The following is an 18,368-nucleotide window of genomic DNA, read 5'->3' as shown; positions in this document are numbered from 1 at the left end:
AAGGCCCGACAAGCGGACCTTTTTATTAATGTCTGTCTCTGGCTTAACTTAGATCTTTTTAAAAATCAAGGAACCGTTAGTTCCGCCAAAGCCAAAGGAGTTACACAGAGCGTACTCCAGATCGCTGACCTGGCGCGCTTCATGCGGCACGAAGTCCAGATCGCAACCTTCATCCGGGTTATCCAGATTAATGGTTGGCGGAATGGCCTGATCGCGTAACGCCAGAATAGAGAAAATAGACTCTACTGCGCCTGCGGCGCCCAACAGATGGCCGGTCATCGATTTGGTCGAGCTCACCATCACTCGGCTTGCGGCATCGCCAAAGACTGACTTAACCGCCTGCGTCTCAGCTTTGTCGCCGGCAGGCGTCGACGTGCCGTGCGCGTTGACGTAGCCAATCTGAGCAGGCTCAATCGCGGCATCACGCAACGCGTTAACCATCGCCAGCGCAGCGCCTGCGCCATTTTCCGGCGGCGACGTCATATGGTAAGCATCGCTGCTCATACCAAAGCCGACGATTTCAGCATAGATTTTCGCACCACGCGCTTTCGCATGTTCGTACTCTTCAAGCACCAACATACCGGCACCGTCGCCCAGTACAAAACCATCGCGTTCTTTATCCCACGGACGGCTCGCCGCCTGTGGGTTATCGTTGCGGGTCGACAGCGCGCGCGCTGCGCCAAAACCGCCTACACCCAGCGGCGTACTGGCTTTTTCTGCGCCACCTGCCACCATCGCGTCCGCATCGCCATAGGCGATGATACGCGCGGCATGGCCGATGTTATGCACGCCTGAAGTACAGGCAGTCGCAATAGAGATGCTTGGCCCACGCAGGCCATACATGATAGTCAGATGGCCTGCTACCATGTTAACAATCGTCGACGGGACAAAGAACGGGCTAATCTTACGCGGTCCGCCTTTTACCAGCGAACTGTGGTTTTCTTCGATCAGACCGAGACCACCGATACCGGAGCCGATAGCGGCGCCAATACGGCTTGCGTTCTCTTCCGTCACTTCAAGGCCAGAATCCTGCATGGCCTGTACGCCAGCGACAATTCCATATTGAATGAAGGCATCCATCTTGCGCTGTTCTTTGCGCGAGATAATGTCATCACAGTTAAAATCCTTTACTAAGCCAGCAAATTTCGTTGCATAGGCGCTAGTATCGAAATGGTCGATCAGGCTGATGCCACTCTGACCGGCAAGGAGAGCTTTCCAGGTAGACTCTACGGTATTGCCGACAGGAGACAACATGCCCAGTCCGGTCACAACTACACGACGCTTAGACACGGTTGTCCTCCAGGGAGGGAAAATGATTCTAGTGGGACAAAAAGATAAAACTCAGGCGGTCGAACGACCGCCTGGAGATGTTCACTTACGCCTGGTGGCCGTTGATGTAATCAATGGCAGCCTGAACGGTGGTGATTTTCTCAGCTTCTTCGTCCGGAATCTCAGTATCAAACTCTTCTTCCAGAGCCATTACCAGCTCAACGGTGTCAAGAGAATCTGCGCCCAGGTCTTCAACGAAAGAAGCATTGTTGGTTACTTCTTCCTGCTTAACGCCCAGCTGTTCGCCGATAATTTTCTTAACGCGTTCTTCGATAGTGCTCATACTCTTAAATTTCCTATCAAAACTCGCTTTCGCGATGGTTTTCGTAGTGTATAAAATGTTGAAAAATTTGCAACTAAATCCCGGCAGGTCTTACCACGATTTTACGTTATTTTGCGGCCTTTCGCCCTAATAACGCAAATATTTTTCAATCGTGATTAAACCATGTACATTCCGCCGTTGACGTGCAGAGTCTCACCAGTGATGTAACTCGCTTCGTCAGAGGCTAAAAATGCAACCGCACTGGCGATTTCCTGAGCGCCGCCGAGGCGACCCGCAGGCACCTGCGCCAGGATACCCGCACGCTGATCGTCAGACAGCGCACGCGTCATGTCCGTTTCAATAAAACCCGGAGCCACAACATTGACAGTAATACCACGGGACGCAACTTCACGCGCCAGTGATTTACTGAAACCGATCAGGCCCGCTTTCGCCGCAGCGTAGTTTGCCTGACCTGCATTTCCCATGGTACCAACCACAGAACCAATAGTGATAATGCGACCACAACGCTTTTTCATCATAGCGCGCATTACCGCTTTTGACAGGCGGAAAACGGATGATAAATTGGTTTCGATAATATCGTTCCACTCATCATCTTTCATTCGCATCAACAGATTATCACGAGTGATACCGGCATTATTAACCAGGATATCCACTTCACCAAATTCTGCGCGAATATTTTCCAGAACAGATTCAATAGATGCAGGATCGGTCACATTCAGCATCAAACCTTTCCCGTTAGCACCTAAATAGTCGCTAATGTTCTTCGCACCATTTTCACTGGTCGCAGTCCCGATAACTTTCGCGCCGCGGGCAACGAGAGTCTCTGCAATTGCGCGGCCTATGCCACGGCTTGCACCAGTCACCAGCGCAATCTTTCCTTCAAAGCTCATGGTTTTCCTCTTTTATTGCGTAAGTGCCGCAGACAGCGCCGCCGGCTCGTTCAGCGCCGACGCTGTCAGGGTGTCGACAATACGTTTCGTCAGACCAGTGAGGACTTTACCTGGACCCACTTCATAAAGATGTTCAACGCCCTGCGCCGCGATAAATTCCACGCTCTTCGTCCACTGTACCGGATTGTACAACTGGCGAACCAGCGCATCGCGGATAGCGGCGGCATCGGTTTCACATTTCACGTCAACGTTGTTTACTACCGGCACCGTTGGCACGTTAAAGGTAATTTTGGCTAATTCAACCGCCAGCTTATCTGCCGCTGGTTTCATCAGCGCGCAGTGCGACGGTACGCTCACCGGCAGCGGCAGCGCGCGTTTCGCGCCAGCGGCTTTACAGGCTGCGCCTGCGCGTTCTACCGCCTCTTTATGCCCGGCGATAACCACCTGTCCCGGCGAGTTAAAGTTAACCGGTGAAACAACCTGCCCTTCGGCAGATTCTTCACAGGCTTTAGCAATAGAGGCATCATCCAGCCCTATGATCGCAGACATGCCGCCAGTACCTTCCGGAACCGCTTCCTGCATGAATTTACCGCGCATTTCCACCAGACGAACGGCATCAGCAAAGTTGATGACGCCAGCGCAAACCAGCGCGGAATATTCGCCCAGGCTGTGACCTGCCATTAACGCAGGCATTTTACCGCCCTGCTGCTGCCAAACGCGCCAAAGCGCGACGGAAGCGGTTAATAGCGCCGGCTGCGTCTGCCAGGTTTTATTCAGTTCTTCCGCTGGACCTTGCTGGGTGAGCGCCCACAGATCATATCCCAGAGCCGCAGAAGCTTCAGCAAACGTTTCTTCTACGATAGGGTAATTTGCCGCCATCTCGGCCAACATCCCAACGCTCTGAGAACCCTGACCGGGGAACACAAATGCAAATTGCGTCATGTTTAAATCCTTATACTAGAAACGAATCAGCGCGGAGCCCCAGGTGAATCCACCCCCGAAGGCTTCAAGCAATACCAGCTGACCGGCTTTAATTCGCCCGTCACGCACGGCTTCATCCAGCGCGCACGGCACAGAAGCCGCGGAGGTATTGCCGTGCCTGTCCAGCGTGACGACGACATTGTCCATCGACATGCCGAGTTTTTTCGCTGTCGCGCTAATGATACGCAGGTTAGCCTGATGCGGCACCAGCCAATCGAGTTCTGAGCGATCCAGGTTATTAGCCGCCAGCGTCTCATCGACAATATGCGCCAGTTCAGTGACCGCCACTTTAAAGACTTCATTGCCCGCCATCGTCAGGTAAATCGGGTTATCCGGATTTACGCGATCGGCATTCGGCAGGGTCAGTAATTCACCGTAACGGCCATCGGCATGAAGATGAGTGGAGATAATACCCGGTTCTTCAGAAGCGCTCAGTACGGCCGCGCCTGCGCCATCGCCGAAAATAATGATCGTACCGCGATCGCCAGGATCGCAAGTGCGGGCTAATACATCGGAACCGACCACCAGCGCGTGTTTAACCGCGCCGGATTTAACGTACTGGTCGGCGATGCTTAACGCGTAGGTGAAACCTGCGCACGCTGCCGCGACATCAAACGCCGGGCAACCTTTAATACCGAGCATACTTTGAATCTGACATGCCGCGCTTGGAAATGCATGCGTTGCTGATGTGGTAGCCACCACAATCAAGCCAATTTGGTCTTTATCGATCCCCGCCATCTCAATCGCGCGATTCGCAGCGGTAAAGCCCATCGTCGCGACAGTTTCATTAGGCGCGGCGATATGGCGTTCACGAATACCTGTACGAGTGACAATCCACTCGTCAGAGGTCTCAACCATTTTTTCCAGATCGGCGTTAGTCCGCACTTGTTCGGGCAGATAGCTGCCAGTACCAATAATCTTCGTATACATGTACGCTCAGTCACTTTTCGGTTATATACCGTTACCTGTAAACGTCTGGCACGCTGGCGGCGCCGGGGAGACAGCGATATTATCTGTGCGCCCGCAGGTTTACGCCTTTGCCATCGTCCAGCGGTTCAAATCCGGCTGGGTATACAGATTCCAGGCGAGCGGCAATTCGCTGAGGAACTTGTCGCTGCACCGCCTGCACTGCCTGTTCAATCGCGACTGCAAATGCTCGCTGATTGGCCGCACCATGACTTTTTATCACCGTGCCGCGCAATCCTAACAGACAGGCGCCATTATACTGGTCGGGGTTGAGGTGACTGAATCGCCTCGTCAGGCTTTTTTGTAACCAACGTTTTAATAACAGCAGCCACCACGACCGTTTTTTCCCCTCGCCCTGTGATTTCAGCAGTGAAAGGAACATTCTGACAACCCCCTCCATCGTTTTAAGTGTGACATTGCCTGTAAAGCCGTCACACACCAGTACATCGGTTTTTCCCGTCAGTAACTCATTCGCCTCAAGGTAGCCGATGTAATTGATGGTTGGGACTGTTTTTAACATTAAAGAGGCTTCGCGAATACTGTCGAGGCCTTTGGTTTCTTCTTCCCCGATATTGAGTAGCGCCACGCGGGGATTTTTGATCCCGACGACCTCTTCCGCCAAAACGGCGCCCATCACGGCAAACTGCACCAGCATGGTACTGTCACAGTCGACGTTGGCCCCCAAATCAAGCACTACCGTTTTGCCCTTTTGCTGGTGCGGTAATACCGTCACCAACGCCGGACGCTCAATCCCCTCAAGAGGCTTGAGCAATAATTTCGCCAGCCCCATCAGCGCCCCGGTATTACCGGCGCTAACGCAAGCTTCGGCTCGGCCTTCTTTCACAAGCTCCAGGGCCACACGCATGGATGTCCCGCGACTGGCGCGGATCGCCTGCGAAGGCCGGGCATCACTGGCAATAACTGACTGTGCAGGGATAATCTGCAGACGCGAACGTTGTTCAAAGTCAGCTTTGGCAAGTAATGGCGTGATAATATCGGGATTCCCGACTAAAAGAAGAGTGAGCTGCGAATTAGCGTTCAGTGCCTGCAATGCTGCAGGCACCGTCACGGAAGGACCAAAATCGCCCCCCATGACATCTAACGCCAGGGTTAGACGTGTCAAGGTATCGTCGCTGCCTGGTTCGGTGTTCTCCGCTTACGCGGAGAAATCCTCACTAAGCTTTATCACGCTTGTACTCTTCGGCTTTTACACCACAGGCACGCCTGTGATGCAAAAGGCATCGAGTATCGCGCGATTACTTAGCGATGACCTTACGGCCGCGGTAGTAACCGTCGGCAGTGATGTGGTGACGCAGGTGTTTTTCACCAGAAGTTTTGTCTACAGACAGGCTGGTGACTGCGGTCAGAGCGTCATGGGAACGACGCATGCCACGTTTGGAACGGGTTGGTTTATTCTGTTGTACGGCCATGGACCTTACTCCTCAATTACGGTTTATCCCTGCGTCCGCGGGGAAGACCTATTACTTACGCTTTAAGCTGGCTAATACGGCAAATGGGTTTGGCTTTTGCGCTTCATCAGGCAGTTCGCCAAAGACCATGTCCGCCTCGGACACTTCACAGTGTTCAGAATCATGCACCGGAACTACCGGCAAGGCGAGGATGATTTCATCTTCAACCGTCGCCAGCAGATCGATTTCGCCGAATTCGTTTACCTCAATCGGCTCATACGCTTCCGGCAGTGCTTCAGCCTGCTCGTCGGAACGGACAGGGCTAAAACAATACGTTGTGTGAACCTGATGGGTAAACGGTTTCCCGCAACGCTGGCATTCGAGCGACACCGTAACGACCGCATCGCCGGTTAAAACGGCGAGACGCTGGTTATCGATAGCGAACGACATGGAGCATTCCACATCACTGTCCACACTGACTACAGATTCGGCAACGCGCTCAACCTGATCGGGGGTATAGATACCCTGGTAATCAAGGCGTTTTTGAGCGGTACGAACCGGATCAAGAGTCAGGGGTAATTTTACCTTTTGCATAGGGCGCGCATATTAACTTCGTAACGTCATATAGTCAAAGAAAAAGGCAGCCTGCGGTTGCCTTTTGCCAATAATTCGCACACATTGCGGGTTACAGACTTATTTTCGCTCAAGACGAGTCAGTATGACAGGCTTGAAGACCGAAGAGCATAGTTTAAGATGGCTCTCATCATTACGCTATATCTGAGGGAAAAAATATGCCCCGTCTCATCCTTGCGTCTACCTCTCCCTGGCGTCGCGCGCTGCTGGAAAAGCTGACGATTCCTTTCGAATGCGCCACGCCGGATGTTGATGAAACCCCCATGCCGGGCGAAGCGCCGCGTCAGTTGGTGCTGCGGCTGGCGCAGGCGAAGGCGCAATCGCTCGCCGCGCGTTTCCCGAATCATTTGATTATTGGCTCCGACCAAATTTGTGTTCTGGACGGCGAAATCACCGGCAAACCGCTGACGGAAGAAAAAGCGCGTCAGCAATTAGCCAAAGCCAGCGGAAATATTGTGACGTTTTATACCGGACTGGCACTGTATAACTCCGCCTCCGGGCACTTACAAACCGAAGTGGAGCCTTTTGACGTTCATTTTCGCCATTTAAGCGAAGCGGAAATAGACGACTATGTCCGTAAAGAGCATCCGCTGCACTGCGCGGGAAGTTTTAAAAGCGAAGGTTTAGGCATTGCATTATTTGAGCGCCTGGAGGGCCGCGATCCGAACACGCTGATCGGCTTGCCGCTTATTGCTCTGTGCCAGATGCTGCGACGGGAAGGCTTCAACCCGCTACTGCAGTAAACGGATATTCTGTAGGCTTTTCAAATACCGCTAAAAGCCGTTTCTGCACGTGTTGGTAGTTATCTCCCGTTTATTGGGGAGCAGTTTCGACCGCTTCCAGTTCTAACCAACTGGAAAGCGCTTGTTGTGAACAATTTAGCGCCTGCCGATCTTCACTCTCTTCGTGCGGGCCCGTTTCCTGGTCAATCCATTCACCGACCAGAAAAAAAGCATTGGTATTACGAACCGATGTACGGTGCGTTTTATCCCATAGGGTATCAACAGCGGTGTACGTGCGCGTTAATGAATTCCCCATCTCAGTTCAGTTTTGTAAAAACACATGTTCTCAATACTCGCCTGACGCGCTCTACGGCGTCAAAAGCGGCTTACAAACTTATTCTCGCGAGCAACTCTCAGGACGTTTACTGTCCTGAAACCTTCCCTTTGCGACTCGTTAAATTCCATCTCGCGATGAGTTTACGCCCCCCTAACATTGCTTCACCTCACGACACATTCCTTTAATTAACGCCGCCAGCATCCGCCGCATCTTGTTGACTATTTATAAATTCAACCATCTGCTGAGTAAGATGGTTTATATCATTCTGCGTAATGAAAAAATTAAATTGTTGATCCTGAAAGTGTTCTTTTGCTGCCAGGTCGACAAAAACCGCTTTTCCATCCGTTTCAAAGCGGACTTTATTTCCCTGTTTTTGCAGAAACTCGCCCATTGCGACCAGCTGGTCGAGCCGCTTTCCGCGCAGAAAATAATAGCGAGTCATCGTCTCATCCAGCGGTGTTACGGTTTTATTCCACGCAGCGTCAAAGACAGGCTTCACATCAGAGGGGAGCTTTAAAGCAGAATATTTTTTTCTGTTTTCACTACTCACATTTTTCAACCGAAGGATAAATCGATTGTTTACGTCACGAGCCACACGTAGCTCGTTCAGGAAAACCAGATTATCACGCTCAGACTGAATAACACCGGTGATCTTATCCTCCTGGCCGGTCTCATACACCACAGCAAAGATTTGCCCGTAGGCAGCTAATAGTACATCGTAGTCATCGGCGTAATGACCAAAAGCCTGACGTTGGGCTGGCGTCAACTCACAGACGCCCACCACGGGAGACGTAATGATTTGCGTATTCAAATACTCAACGAAAGCCCGTCGTGAACTATCGCCCTTCCCTTCGCAACCGGTCAGCATCGCGATCACGAGCGGCACGATAACGTATTTTCCCCAACGCTGAGTAAATGAGCGCATCCAGCTAGTATTGGCCATCTGTTCGTCCTTAAACACGCCGAAATCCGGATCGCAAGAATAAACAGTACACAACGGTAAAAATGCGTCGGATACAGCAAAACAAAAATATTATGAGAAAAGTGAGATTCGGGCAGATAACCTGCCCGAGAGAGGAACTATTTTGCGTTACGCAGCACCTGCAGACAGCGCTTCAGGGCGTTATCCATCGGCGCTTCAATGCGCATGACTTCGCCCGTTCCCGGATGCGTGAACTTCAGCGCCGCGGCGTGTAGAAAGAGACGTTTAAGACCGGTTCCCGCTTCGGTAAGCTGTTGATCAAACTCACGGTCGCCGTAGCGATCGTCGAACGCAATAGGGTGACCGGCATATTGGGTATGTACGCGAATCTGATGCGTACGGCCCGTTACCGGGCTACAGCGCACCAGCGTGGCGAAGGCATAGCGCTCTTCCACCTTGAAGCGCGTTTCTGACGGTTTGCCTTCCTGGCTCACGCGAACAATACGTTCGCCGCTTTGCAGAATGTTCTTTAATAATGGCGCCTGTACGGTTTTAACGTGCGATTGCCACTGGCCGCGCACCAGCGCCAGATAATCTTTCTGCATTCCCTTTTCGCGCAGTTGCTCATGCAGCGAACGCAGCGCGGAGCGTTTTTTCGCCACCAACAGCACGCCGGAGGTATCGCGGTCAAGACGATGCACCAGTTCCAGGAATCGCGCTTCCGGACGCAACGCCCGCAGCCCTTCGATGACGCCAAAACTTAACCCGCTCCCGCCGTGTACGGCGGTGCCGGAAGGCTTATTCAGCACCAGAATATGGTCGTCTTCATACAAAATGACGTCCGCCAACGCCGCCACTTTTTGCAAATGCGGCGACACGGCCTCTTCTTCGCGTTCAGCAACGCGAACCGGCGGAATGCGGACTTCATCGCCCGCTTCCAGTTTGTATTCCGGTTTAATGCGTTTTTTGTTCACCCGCACCTCGCCTTTACGCAAGATGCGATAAATCATACTTTTTGGTACCCCTTTCAGTTGGGTGCGCAAAAAGTTATCAATGCGTTGCCCCGCTTCGTCAGCGGCGATAGCAACAATTTTTACGGATGGCGTTTCTGTTTTCATGGGGGGCGATTCTAAATAGCCTGTGAGATTCGCGCCACACATTTTTCTATGCTTATAGAGACGTCTACGCCAGTGGATGAACATTTTTCACTGCGGTTTTGCTGGTTATTAAAGCGATTGGCTCGCGCTGGTGAAAAAACTGTGAGTAAGCGGGTGATAAATGGTAAAAGTCATCTTGCTATAACAAGGTTAGCAGTGGAATAATGATGCGGTTTCCGCACCGAAACTTGTTAAAACAAAAAGTTTAGCGGAATAACCCATTTTGTCTGACCGATCATCAACGCAGCAATGGCGTAAGACGTATTGATTTTTCAGACAGTTAGCGGGCTGCGGGTTGCAGTCCTTACCGGTAGATAGGATCTTCTCTGGAGAGTAATGCCCAGGCTGCTTCCCTGATAATTGCGCTGTGTTTCCGTATGAAATACAGGCAACCGACACTCTGCGCCTCTTTGAGCTGACGATAACCGTGAGGTTGGCGACGCGAAATAGTCACGAGGCCATCGGTTCATGCCCGGTAAGGCGTCACCATGCCCGCAGCTTAGTCGTCAACGTAAGAATAATGAGTAAGTTACGATGAAAAGAATGTTAATCAACGCGACTCAGCAGGAAGAGTTGCGCGTCGCCCTTGTAGATGGGCAGCGTCTGTACGATCTGGATATAGAAAGCCCCGGACACGAGCAGAAAAAAGCGAACATCTATAAAGGCAAAATTACCCGTATTGAACCGAGCCTGGAAGCGGCTTTTGTTGATTACGGCGCAGAACGCCACGGTTTCCTCCCGTTAAAAGAAATTGCCCGCGAATATTTCCCCGCTAACTACAGCGCTCATGGTCGCCCGAACATTAAAGACGTGTTACGCGAAGGCCAGGAAGTCATTGTTCAAATCGATAAAGAAGAGCGCGGCAACAAAGGCGCGGCGTTAACCACCTTTATCAGTCTGGCGGGCAGCTACCTGGTACTGATGCCGAATAACCCGCGCGCGGGTGGTATTTCCCGTCGCATTGAAGGCGACGATCGTACCGAGTTAAAAGAAGCGTTGGCCAGCCTGGAACTTCCTGAAGGGATGGGGCTTATCGTGCGTACCGCGGGCGTGGGTAAATCCGCCGAAGCGTTGCAGTGGGATTTAAGCTTCCGCCTGAAACACTGGGAGGCCATTCAGAAAGCCGCTGAAAGCCGTCCCGCGCCGTTCCTGATCCATCAGGAAAGCAACGTCATCGTACGCGCGTTTCGCGACTATCTGCGTCAGGATATCGGTGAAATCCTGATCGACAATCCAAAAGTGATGGAAATGGCGCGTCAGCATATCGCCGCGTTGGGCCGCCCGGATTTTAGCAGCAAAATTAAGCTGTACACCGGTGAAATCCCGTTGTTCAGCCATTACCAGATCGAATCGCAGATCGAGTCAGCGTTCCAGCGTGAAGTGCGCCTGCCCTCCGGCGGCTCCATCGTCATTGACAGTACCGAAGCGTTAACCGCCATCGATATCAACTCCGCCCGCGCGACTCGCGGCGGCGATATCGAAGAAACGGCGTTTAATACCAACCTGGAAGCGGCCGATGAGATTGCCCGCCAGTTGCGTCTGCGCGACCTGGGCGGCCTGATCGTTATCGACTTTATCGATATGACGCCGGTACGTCACCAGCGCGCGGTAGAAAACCGTCTGCGTGAAGCGGTGCGTCAGGACCGGGCGCGTATTCAGATTAGCCATATTTCCCGCTTCGGCCTGCTCGAAATGTCGCGTCAGCGCCTGAGCCCGTCGCTGGGCGAATCCAGCCATCACGTGTGTCCGCGCTGTAGCGGTACCGGCACCGTGCGCGATAACGAATCTCTGTCGCTGTCCATTCTGCGCCTGATTGAAGAAGAAGCGCTGAAAGAGAATACGCAGGAAGTCCATGCCATTGTTCCGGTGCCGATCGCCTCTTATCTGCTTAACGAAAAACGGACGGCAGTTAACGCTATTGAGACGCGTCAGGATGGCGTCCGCTGTGTCATCGTCCCGAACGATCAGATGGAAACGCCGCACTATTCCGTGCTGCGCGTACGCAAAGGGGAAGAAACGCCGACCCTGAGCTACATGCTGCCGAAGCTGCACGAAGAAGCGATGGCGCTGCCTTCTGAAGAAGAGTACGCCGAGCGTAAACGCCCGGAACAGCCTGCGCTGGCGACATTCGCTATGCCAGATGTGCCTCCGGCGCCGACGCCTGTCGAACCGGCGGTTAGCGTCGCCACGGCGAAAAAGGATAATGTTGCCGCCGCGCAGCCTGCCCAGCCGGGTCTGTTTAGCCGCTTCCTTAACGCGCTGAAACAACTGTTCAGCGGTGAAGAAACGAAAGCCGTCGAAACAGCCGCGCCGAAAGCGGAAGAAAAAGCGGAGCGTCAGCAGGATCGTCGCAAGCCACGGCAGAACAACCGTCGCGATCGTAACGAACGCCGCGACACCCGTGATAACCGTGCCGGACGTGACGGCGGCGAGAGCCGCGACGATAATCGTCGTAACCGTCGCCAGACGCAGCAGCAAAATGCGGAAGCGCGCGATACCCGCCAGCAGGAAACGGCGGAAAAAGTGAAAACCGGCGATGAACAGCAACAGACGCCGCGTCGCGAACGCAGCCGCCGCCGCAATGATGACAAGCGCCAGGCGCAGCAGGAAGTAAAAGCGCTTAACCGCGAAGAACAGCCTGTCCAGGAGACCGAGCAGGAAGAACGCGTTCAGCAGGTTCAGCCGCGCCGCAAGCAGCGTCAGCTTAATCAGAAAGTCCGCTTTACCAACAGCGCAGTGGTTGAAACGGTTGACACGCCGGTCGTCGTCGACGAACCACGCCCGGTTGAAAACGTTGAACAGCCCGTTCCAGCGCCGCGTACCGAGCTGGCGAAAGTTGATTTACCTGTCGTCGCCGATATCGCGCCGGAGCAGGATGATAGCGTAGAACCTCGCGATAATACCGGTATGCCGCGTCGCTCCCGCCGTTCTCCGCGCCACCTGCGCGTAAGCGGTCAGCGTCGCCGTCGCTATCGTGACGAGCGCTACCCGACACAATCGCCGATGCCGTTAACCGTCGCCTGCGCGTCGCCGGAAATGGCGTCCGGTAAAGTCTGGATCCGCTACCCGATTGTCCGTCCTCAGGAAACGCAGGTTGTTGAAGAGCAGCGTGAAGCAGATCTGGCGCTGCCACAACCGGTTGTCGCTGAACCGCAGGTTATCGCTGCGACCGTAGCGTTAGAACCACAAGCGTCGGTACAGGCGGTAGAAAACGTTGCCGTTGAGCCGCAGACCGTCGCCGAACCACAGGCGCCGGAAGTCGTCAAGGTCGAGACAACGCATCCGGAAGTGATTGCCGCGCCGGTTGATGAACAGCCGCAACTGATTGCCGAAAGCGATACGCCGGAAGCGCAAGAGGTTATTGCTGACGCCGAACCGGTAGCAGAAACCGCCGACGCGTCCATTACGGTGGCTGAAAACGTGGCTGATGTTGTCGTTGTCGAGCCAGAAGAAGAGACAAAAGCGGAAGCGGCTGTTGTGGAGCACACGGCAGAAGAAACCGTTATCGCACCGGCCCAGGTGGTGGAAAAGCCGCAGGACGTTGTCTGCGTTGACGACGATCATAATCACGCCAGCGCGCCGATGACGCGTGCGCCAGCGCCGGAATATGTGCCGGAAACCCCGCACCATAGCGACTGGCAGCGCCCTTCCTTCCACTTTGAAGGTAAAGGCGCGGCAGGCGGACACAGCGCTACACGTCATGCCAGCGCCCCGGCGACACGCCCACAGCCGGTAGAATGATGTAAATGCTGATACAAAGCCGACCGCCAGGTCGGCTTTTTTATGCCCCTTACAGGGCGATGCCTCACCCCATGGCGTCTTTTAGTCACTATGAGATCGGGCGGGATAATACGTACGGATGGCGTCGCTACGGGCGCGACAATATGACCACTAACTCAATGACGACTAAAAAAATGCCCGCGCCGGGGTGGATGGCGCGGGCAGACAAAACATATCCAGTTTCGTGATATGTTTCAAAAAGAGGTGTTACCGGTTCAACTGGAAAAGCGACATTCCCTGCATGTCGGTAAACGTTTTATAGGACGCCTGTAATGCCGCCTGTTGCATGACGTAGGAAGAAATGACCGAGTTCCAGTCCACATCTACCAGGTTGCTCATCTGCAGTTTCTGTCCCAGCGCACGGTCGCTTCCCAGTGAATCCAGCGTACTGAGTTCGCTCAGTTGCGTTCCCAGTTCCGCACGAACGGTCAGGACGTTATTAAGCGAATTTTTTAAGCCGCGATTGGTTTTATCAATGGCGGCAGCGGCTTTTTCTTTTTCCACGTCATTGCCTTCCACCGGGGTCTTGAGCGCGGCAATTGCCGTATCGAGCATGACAAACAGATTCTTTTCGGAGTCTGAGCCATCCGGTTCCGGCACCGCATTGCTGGTGATGCTATTAAAAATTTGCGCTCCCGTATGGCCAATTACCATCGTGCGTGCGGAATCCACCTGCTGGGTAACACTTTTCTCGCCGCCATGATAACCACCTGTCGCCTGGTCGAATGGCGCCGCTTCCGTTTTATACCCGGCAAAGATATAGCGACCATTGCCGTCAGTGCTGTTTGCCAGGTTCATCAGCTGATCGCGGATCCCCTGTAAATCCGTCGCCAGCGACGCGCGGTCATCGTCGCTTAACGTGCCGTTTCCGGCATAGACGATTTTTTCCTGCGCGGTTTGAATCGCCGTCGTCACCTGACTGAGTACGCTTTCTTCCAGCGACACTTTTTGGGTGGCAAACGTACGCGCCAGGGCATACTGGCTATTCTGCGCCTGCGCCTGAGAGAGTACTACCGCCTGCGACGCGGCGATTGGATCGTCAGATGGGTTGGTAACGCGCTTACCGGTAGACATCTGCTCGCCCAGCTTCATCCATTCGGCCTGAGAATTAGTGATGCCGCTCATATTTTGTTCGTACATCATCTGGGTACTGATACGCATGTCATCCTTCTCCTTTAGCGAATATTCAATAACGCATCAAACAGCGCATTCGCGGTCTGCAATACTTGCGCATTCGCCAGATAATACTGCTGATAACGCTGCAAATTGCCGTACTCTTCGTCGAGGTTAACGCCGGAAACCGACTGTTGCTGTTTATAAAGCTGTTTAACCACATTCGCCTGCGTGGTGCTGCTGGTTTTCAGCGTTGACGTTTTGTTACCCACATCGCTGACCAACGTGGCGTAAGCATCGTTAAAAGTTTTGTTGCCGCCCACTACATTGCTGTTTTGTAAGTCCAGCAATGCCTGACCATTGCGGTTATCGCTGTCGCCGGTATCCACGTCAGGATCGAGTTTTGACTCAGACGCCATCGCAATCTCGGCTTCATTCGTCACTTTAACGTTCATGTCGACGATAGCATTGCTAACCGGCTTGAGAAGAAAACTGTCGTTTTTCTGTGCGCCGGTCCCTACCGTCACTTTCAGACCGTCAATCTCCAGTTTTCCGTCAGCATCTTTTGTCGCCGTGAAGGTGGTGTTATCCGCAGTGCGAGTAACCTGCCAGTCTGTACCGTCAAAAACAATCTTATAATCCGTCGCCTGAACCTTCGTGCTATCGACCACCTTAGCGGTTAGCGATACCGTTTTATCGGCATTATTACTGTTGCTATATACCACCGGCGAGCCAATGCTAAAGAAGTCTTTCCCTTTATTGCCGTCGGCGTCATAACCTTTGGTATGCTGCGCGTTAAACGCATCGGCAAACGCCAACGCCAACTGGCCCAGCGTATTACGAGTCTGATCCAGATCCTGGGAACGGAACGTCAGTAGCCCGCCGAGCGAACCGGTGTTCAGCAACTTTTCCGGAATTTCGATGTTACCGGCGGCCTCATCGACATAAGCGACAGTCGTTCGCGTCGGGTCGGCGCTGGAGGGAACCGCCGCCAACTGACGCGCCGTCGACCCCTGCACCAGCGTATAGCCATTGGCCATCGTCAGGTTATAGGTGCCGCCGTCCTGTACACTCACCTCGACGCCAACGATCTTGTTAAGCTCGCTAACCAACTGATCACGTTGATCGAGCAGGTCGTTCGGCGATGCGCCCGCGCCTACGCCCGTCATACGGGAGATTTGATCGTTCAGGTTAGCTATCTGCTTCGCGTAATTGTTGATTTGCGCCACGCTGGAGCCAATCGCGATATTGACCTGTTTATCCTGATCGCGCAGATACTGATCGGTGGTTTTGAACTGGTTTACCAGCCCTTCCGCTTTACCAATCAGCGCCTGACGCGCCGCAGGATCTTCCGCATTACTGACTAACGTTTGCAGGCTGGTAAAAAAACTCTGCAACGAACCAGACAGTGAGCTGGATTTATCGGCCAGCAGGTTGTCGATTTTCGACATCTGTTCATAGCGCGTGGTCAAGCCGCTGCTCTGGTTTTGCGCGCCGCGTAGCTGATTAGTGATAAACGCATCATATTCGCGCTGTACGCCTGAAACGTAAACGCCATTACCTATCCAGCCGCCAGCCCCTAACGTACTGTTTGCCTGCGCCAGAATAGTTGTCTGCCGGGTATAACCCGCAACGTTATAATTGTTGATGTTATTACTGACCGTATTTAACGCGGCCTGCGCGGCGTTAAGTCCGCTCATGGCGTGATTAATCAAGCTGGACATGATGGTTCCTTTTAATCCTTCAATACTCGTTGTTATCGGCAGCGACTACGTGGACTTGAGCAATTTAAAAGAGATTGTCGAGATTCGCGCTGTAGGTTTTGCTGACCTTTTCACTCATCGCTTTCAACTGCTGAATCATGCTGGTCAATTTACGCGCGTAATTCGGGTCAGTGGCGTATCCGGCGTTTTGCAGAGCCACTGCGCCCTGCTCTGCCGTGGCGGCAGTGGTCACGGCAGCGTAGCGTGGGTTACGCGCTAACAGCGCGACATAATCCGATAATGCCTCCAGATACGAGCTATAGACGCGGAATTTCGCTTTCACTTTTTTCGCTTCGCCATTCTCGTATTCAGTGGTGGTGATTTCCGTCACCGGCCCTTTCCAACTGGCGGTCGCTTTCACGCCAAATACGTTATAGCTGGGTTCGCCATTCTCCCGCAGGATTTGCCGTTGCCCCCAGCCGGACTCCAGCGCCGCCTGCGCCAGAATCAGATGATGCGGCACCCCGCTTTGTTCGCTGGCCAGCCTCGCCGGGAGCGAAAGCCGGGCCAGAAAGTCTTTACTGTCGCCGGAGAGCGGCGCATCGCTGCTGTCCGGCGTTTTCGGTATGGCTTTGCGCACCAGTTGGGTCAGCGCCTGATTTTGATAGCTGTTTACCGTCTCCAGGGAGAATTTAAGCGGTACTTGCGGCGCATCATCCGCAGGCATCGTCTGCCCGCCCGTCATCTGTTTAACCATCATATCCGCCAGCCCCAATCCCTTACCGGCGGTCATCTGCTGGGCGATCTGCTGGTCATACATGCTGGTATACAGACGCGTCTGATCGCTGCTGAATAAACCATCTTTGGGTAAAGCCTCGCGCATACTTTTCAGCATCATCTGCACAAACATCCCTTCCACCTGACGGGCCACAGGACGGATATTCGCCGCCGGGTCCTGGCCCGCTTTCGCTTTCAGTTCGTTCAGAGATTGCGCATCCCAGGCCGCGCTGGCCAGCAATTTACCGTCTCCGATCATCAGATGATTTCCAGTTTGGCGCGTAGACAGCCCGCGCTCTGCATGGACTGCAAAATCGACATCAGGTCCATCGGCGTCGCGCCAAGCGCATTCAGCGCACGCACTACGCTGTTCAGATTGGCGCTGGAACGCACGCTCTGTAGCGATCCGCCGCTCTGACGCAAATCTATTTGAGTCTGTGGCGTCACCACGGTCTGCCCGCCGCCAAATGGCGTATTCGGCTGGTTGACGTTGAGCTGGCGATTGACTGTCACTGACAAATTGCCCTGCGCCACAGCGCAGCTATCCAGCGTGACTTCCCGATTCATGACCACCGAACCGGTACGCGAGTTGATCACAACTTTTGCATCCTGCGGCGTCACGTTGACTTCCATATTTTGAATGTCCGCCAGAAAACGCACCTGCGAGCTGTTGCCGCTGGGCACGCGTACCTGTACCGTTCGCGCATCAAGCGCAGTGGCGCTGCCGTAACCGCGGGCGCGGTTGATGGCGTCGGTAATTTGCTGCGCCATCGTAAAATCTTCGTCGTTCAATTGCAGATTAATGGTGTTGCCAGCGCCGAACTGAGTCGGCAACTCGCGTTCGATAATCGCGCCATTAGTGATGCGCCCGCCATTAAGCTGGTTAACCTGCACGCTACTGCCGCCTGCGGAAGCGCCCGCGCCGCCGACCAGAATATTGCCCTGCGCCAGAGCATACACCTGGCTGTCCACCCCTTTTAACGGCGTCATTAATAACGTCCCGCCACGCAGACTTTTAGCGTTCCCCATTGAGGAAACGACGACATCGATCGTTTGTCCCTGTCGCGCAAAAGGCGGATACGACGCCGTCACCATCACCGCCGCCACGTTTTTCAACTGCATGTTGGTGCCGGTGGGGACCGTAATCCCCAGTTGTGACAGCATGTTATTCAGCGTCTGGGTGGTAAATGGCGTCTGGGTCGTCTGGTCGCCCGTACCGTCCAGCCCGACCACCAGCCCGTAGCCGATCAGCGAGTTTTCCCGTACTCCCTGGACACTGGTCAGATCCCGGATACGCTCGGCGTGCGCCAGAGTGGCAACCAGTGCCAGAACGATTCCTGCAAGAGCTTTAAACACATACACCTCG

The 18,368-nt window shown here is 53.7% G+C and carries 17 protein-coding genes; 2 read left to right on the top strand and 15 right to left on the bottom strand.

Annotated features, from left to right (window positions below; translation table 11 throughout):
- Positions 1–48: 48 nt before the first annotated feature.
- The 8 genes from fabF to yceD all read right to left on the bottom strand — a co-directional run bounded on the left by fabF (position 49) and on the right by yceD (position 6,452).
- Positions 49–1,290 (bottom strand): beta-ketoacyl-ACP synthase II, encoded by a 1,242-nt coding sequence (gene fabF / locus J1G48_RS09425; protein WP_000044664.1) that lies wholly within the window; start codon positions 1,288–1,290, stop codon positions 49–51.
- Positions 1,291–1,375: 85 nt separating this feature from the next.
- The gene (acpP, locus tag J1G48_RS09420; RefSeq protein WP_000103754.1) at positions 1,376–1,612 is read right to left on the bottom strand and encodes an acyl carrier protein; all 237 of its coding nucleotides are present in this window, start codon (positions 1,610–1,612) and stop codon (positions 1,376–1,378) included.
- Between the two features lie 155 nt (positions 1,613–1,767).
- On the bottom strand, positions 1,768–2,502 hold the full coding sequence (fabG, locus tag J1G48_RS09415; protein WP_000007236.1) for a 3-oxoacyl-ACP reductase FabG: 735 nt from the start codon (positions 2,500–2,502) through the stop codon (positions 1,768–1,770).
- 12 nt (positions 2,503–2,514) lie between these two features.
- Complete coding sequence (fabD, locus tag J1G48_RS09410) at positions 2,515–3,444, bottom strand: ACP S-malonyltransferase (protein ID WP_000191342.1); 930 nt, start codon at positions 3,442–3,444, stop codon at positions 2,515–2,517.
- A gap of 15 nt (positions 3,445–3,459) precedes the next feature.
- Positions 3,460–4,413 carry a beta-ketoacyl-ACP synthase III gene (gene fabH, locus J1G48_RS09405; RefSeq protein ID WP_000288148.1) on the bottom strand — a complete coding sequence of 318 codons (954 nt, stop codon included), beginning with the start codon at positions 4,411–4,413 and terminating at the stop codon, positions 3,460–3,462.
- A gap of 79 nt (positions 4,414–4,492) precedes the next feature.
- Positions 4,493–5,572 carry a phosphate acyltransferase PlsX gene (gene plsX / locus J1G48_RS09400; RefSeq protein ID WP_001518286.1) on the bottom strand — a complete coding sequence of 360 codons (1,080 nt, stop codon included), beginning with the start codon at positions 5,570–5,572 and terminating at the stop codon, positions 4,493–4,495.
- Positions 5,573–5,705: 133 nt separating this feature from the next.
- A complete protein-coding gene (rpmF, locus tag J1G48_RS09395; protein ID WP_000290727.1) occupies positions 5,706–5,879 on the bottom strand; it encodes a 50S ribosomal protein L32 in 174 nt (57 codons plus the stop codon).
- Between the two features lie 51 nt (positions 5,880–5,930).
- Positions 5,931–6,452 carry a 23S rRNA accumulation protein YceD gene (gene yceD / locus J1G48_RS09390; protein ID WP_001174492.1) on the bottom strand — a complete coding sequence of 174 codons (522 nt, stop codon included), beginning with the start codon at positions 6,450–6,452 and terminating at the stop codon, positions 5,931–5,933.
- A gap of 197 nt (positions 6,453–6,649) precedes the next feature.
- Here yceD and J1G48_RS09385 point away from each other — a divergent pair, with 197 nt between their 5' ends.
- Positions 6,650–7,234: a nucleoside triphosphate pyrophosphatase gene (locus J1G48_RS09385; RefSeq protein WP_001137614.1), complete on the top strand. Its 585-nt coding sequence runs from the start codon at positions 6,650–6,652 to the stop codon at positions 7,232–7,234.
- A gap of 70 nt (positions 7,235–7,304) precedes the next feature.
- Here the strand turns inward: J1G48_RS09385 and J1G48_RS09380 are convergent, their stop codons facing one another.
- The 3 genes from J1G48_RS09380 to rluC all read right to left on the bottom strand — a co-directional run bounded on the left by J1G48_RS09380 (position 7,305) and on the right by rluC (position 9,590).
- Positions 7,305–7,529 (bottom strand): hypothetical protein, encoded by a 225-nt coding sequence (locus tag J1G48_RS09380; RefSeq protein ID WP_000528430.1) that lies wholly within the window; start codon positions 7,527–7,529, stop codon positions 7,305–7,307.
- A gap of 202 nt (positions 7,530–7,731) precedes the next feature.
- On the bottom strand, positions 7,732–8,475 hold the full coding sequence (locus J1G48_RS09375) for a DUF3053 domain-containing protein (RefSeq protein WP_012543370.1): 744 nt from the start codon (positions 8,473–8,475) through the stop codon (positions 7,732–7,734).
- Positions 8,476–8,630: 155 nt separating this feature from the next.
- Complete coding sequence (gene rluC, locus J1G48_RS09370; protein ID WP_000846319.1) at positions 8,631–9,590, bottom strand: 23S rRNA pseudouridine(955/2504/2580) synthase RluC; 960 nt, start codon at positions 9,588–9,590, stop codon at positions 8,631–8,633.
- Positions 9,591–10,163: 573 nt separating this feature from the next.
- Between rluC and rne the strand changes: the two genes are divergently transcribed.
- A complete protein-coding gene (gene rne / locus J1G48_RS09365) occupies positions 10,164–13,370 on the top strand; it encodes a ribonuclease E (protein WP_000827456.1) in 3,207 nt (1,068 codons plus the stop codon).
- Between the two features lie 246 nt (positions 13,371–13,616).
- Here the strand turns inward: rne and flgL are convergent, their stop codons facing one another.
- From flgL to J1G48_RS09345, 4 genes are all read right to left on the bottom strand, one after another.
- Positions 13,617–14,570, bottom strand: coding sequence for a flagellar hook-associated protein FlgL (flgL, locus tag J1G48_RS09360; protein WP_001223032.1), 954 nt, complete (start codon positions 14,568–14,570; stop codon positions 13,617–13,619).
- Between the two features lie 14 nt (positions 14,571–14,584).
- Positions 14,585–16,246, bottom strand: a complete 1,662-nt coding sequence (gene flgK / locus J1G48_RS09355; RefSeq protein WP_000096425.1) for a flagellar hook-associated protein FlgK — start codon at positions 16,244–16,246, stop codon at positions 14,585–14,587.
- A gap of 64 nt (positions 16,247–16,310) precedes the next feature.
- On the bottom strand, positions 16,311–17,261 hold the full coding sequence (flgJ, locus tag J1G48_RS09350) for a flagellar assembly peptidoglycan hydrolase FlgJ (protein WP_000578682.1): 951 nt from the start codon (positions 17,259–17,261) through the stop codon (positions 16,311–16,313).
- Positions 17,261–18,358 carry a flagellar basal body P-ring protein FlgI gene (locus J1G48_RS09345; RefSeq protein ID WP_001518955.1) on the bottom strand — a complete coding sequence of 366 codons (1,098 nt, stop codon included), beginning with the start codon at positions 18,356–18,358 and terminating at the stop codon, positions 17,261–17,263. Before J1G48_RS09345 ends, flgJ begins: the two co-directional genes overlap by 1 nt.
- Positions 18,359–18,368: the final 10 nt, after the last annotated feature.

This window comes from Salmonella sp. SAL-020 (genome assembly GCF_017372215.1).
Classification (GTDB): domain Bacteria; phylum Pseudomonadota; class Gammaproteobacteria; order Enterobacterales; family Enterobacteriaceae; genus Salmonella; species Salmonella enterica.
Note: the sequence above shows the minus strand (reverse complement) of the source record. Positions and strands in the feature narration are given on the sequence as shown.

Coding starts and splice junctions, on each gene's coding strand:
- J1G48_RS09385 (WP_001137614.1), top strand. CDS start 6,650: ATGCCCCGTCTCATCCTTGCGTCTACCTCTCCCTGGCGTCGCGCGCTG.
- flgJ (WP_000578682.1), bottom strand. CDS start 17,261: ATGATCGGAGACGGTAAATTGCTGGCCAGCGCGGCCTGGGATGCGCAA.
- flgL (WP_001223032.1), bottom strand. CDS start 14,570: ATGCGTATCAGTACCCAGATGATGTACGAACAAAATATGAGCGGCATC.
- rluC (WP_000846319.1), bottom strand. CDS start 9,590: ATGAAAACAGAAACGCCATCCGTAAAAATTGTTGCTATCGCCGCTGAC.
- acpP (WP_000103754.1), bottom strand. CDS start 1,612: ATGAGCACTATCGAAGAACGCGTTAAGAAAATTATCGGCGAACAGCTG.
- flgK (WP_000096425.1), bottom strand. CDS start 16,246: ATGTCCAGCTTGATTAATCACGCCATGAGCGGACTTAACGCCGCGCAG.
- rpmF (WP_000290727.1), bottom strand. CDS start 5,879: ATGGCCGTACAACAGAATAAACCAACCCGTTCCAAACGTGGCATGCGT.
- J1G48_RS09375 (WP_012543370.1), bottom strand. CDS start 8,475: ATGCGCTCATTTACTCAGCGTTGGGGAAAATACGTTATCGTGCCGCTC.
- J1G48_RS09380 (WP_000528430.1), bottom strand. CDS start 7,529: ATGGGGAATTCATTAACGCGCACGTACACCGCTGTTGATACCCTATGG.
- fabG (WP_000007236.1), bottom strand. CDS start 2,502: ATGAGCTTTGAAGGAAAGATTGCGCTGGTGACTGGTGCAAGCCGTGGC.
- fabH (WP_000288148.1), bottom strand. CDS start 4,413: ATGTATACGAAGATTATTGGTACTGGCAGCTATCTGCCCGAACAAGTG.
- yceD (WP_001174492.1), bottom strand. CDS start 6,452: ATGCAAAAGGTAAAATTACCCCTGACTCTTGATCCGGTTCGTACCGCT.
- rne (WP_000827456.1), top strand. CDS start 10,164: ATGAAAAGAATGTTAATCAACGCGACTCAGCAGGAAGAGTTGCGCGTC.
- fabD (WP_000191342.1), bottom strand. CDS start 3,444: ATGACGCAATTTGCATTTGTGTTCCCCGGTCAGGGTTCTCAGAGCGTT.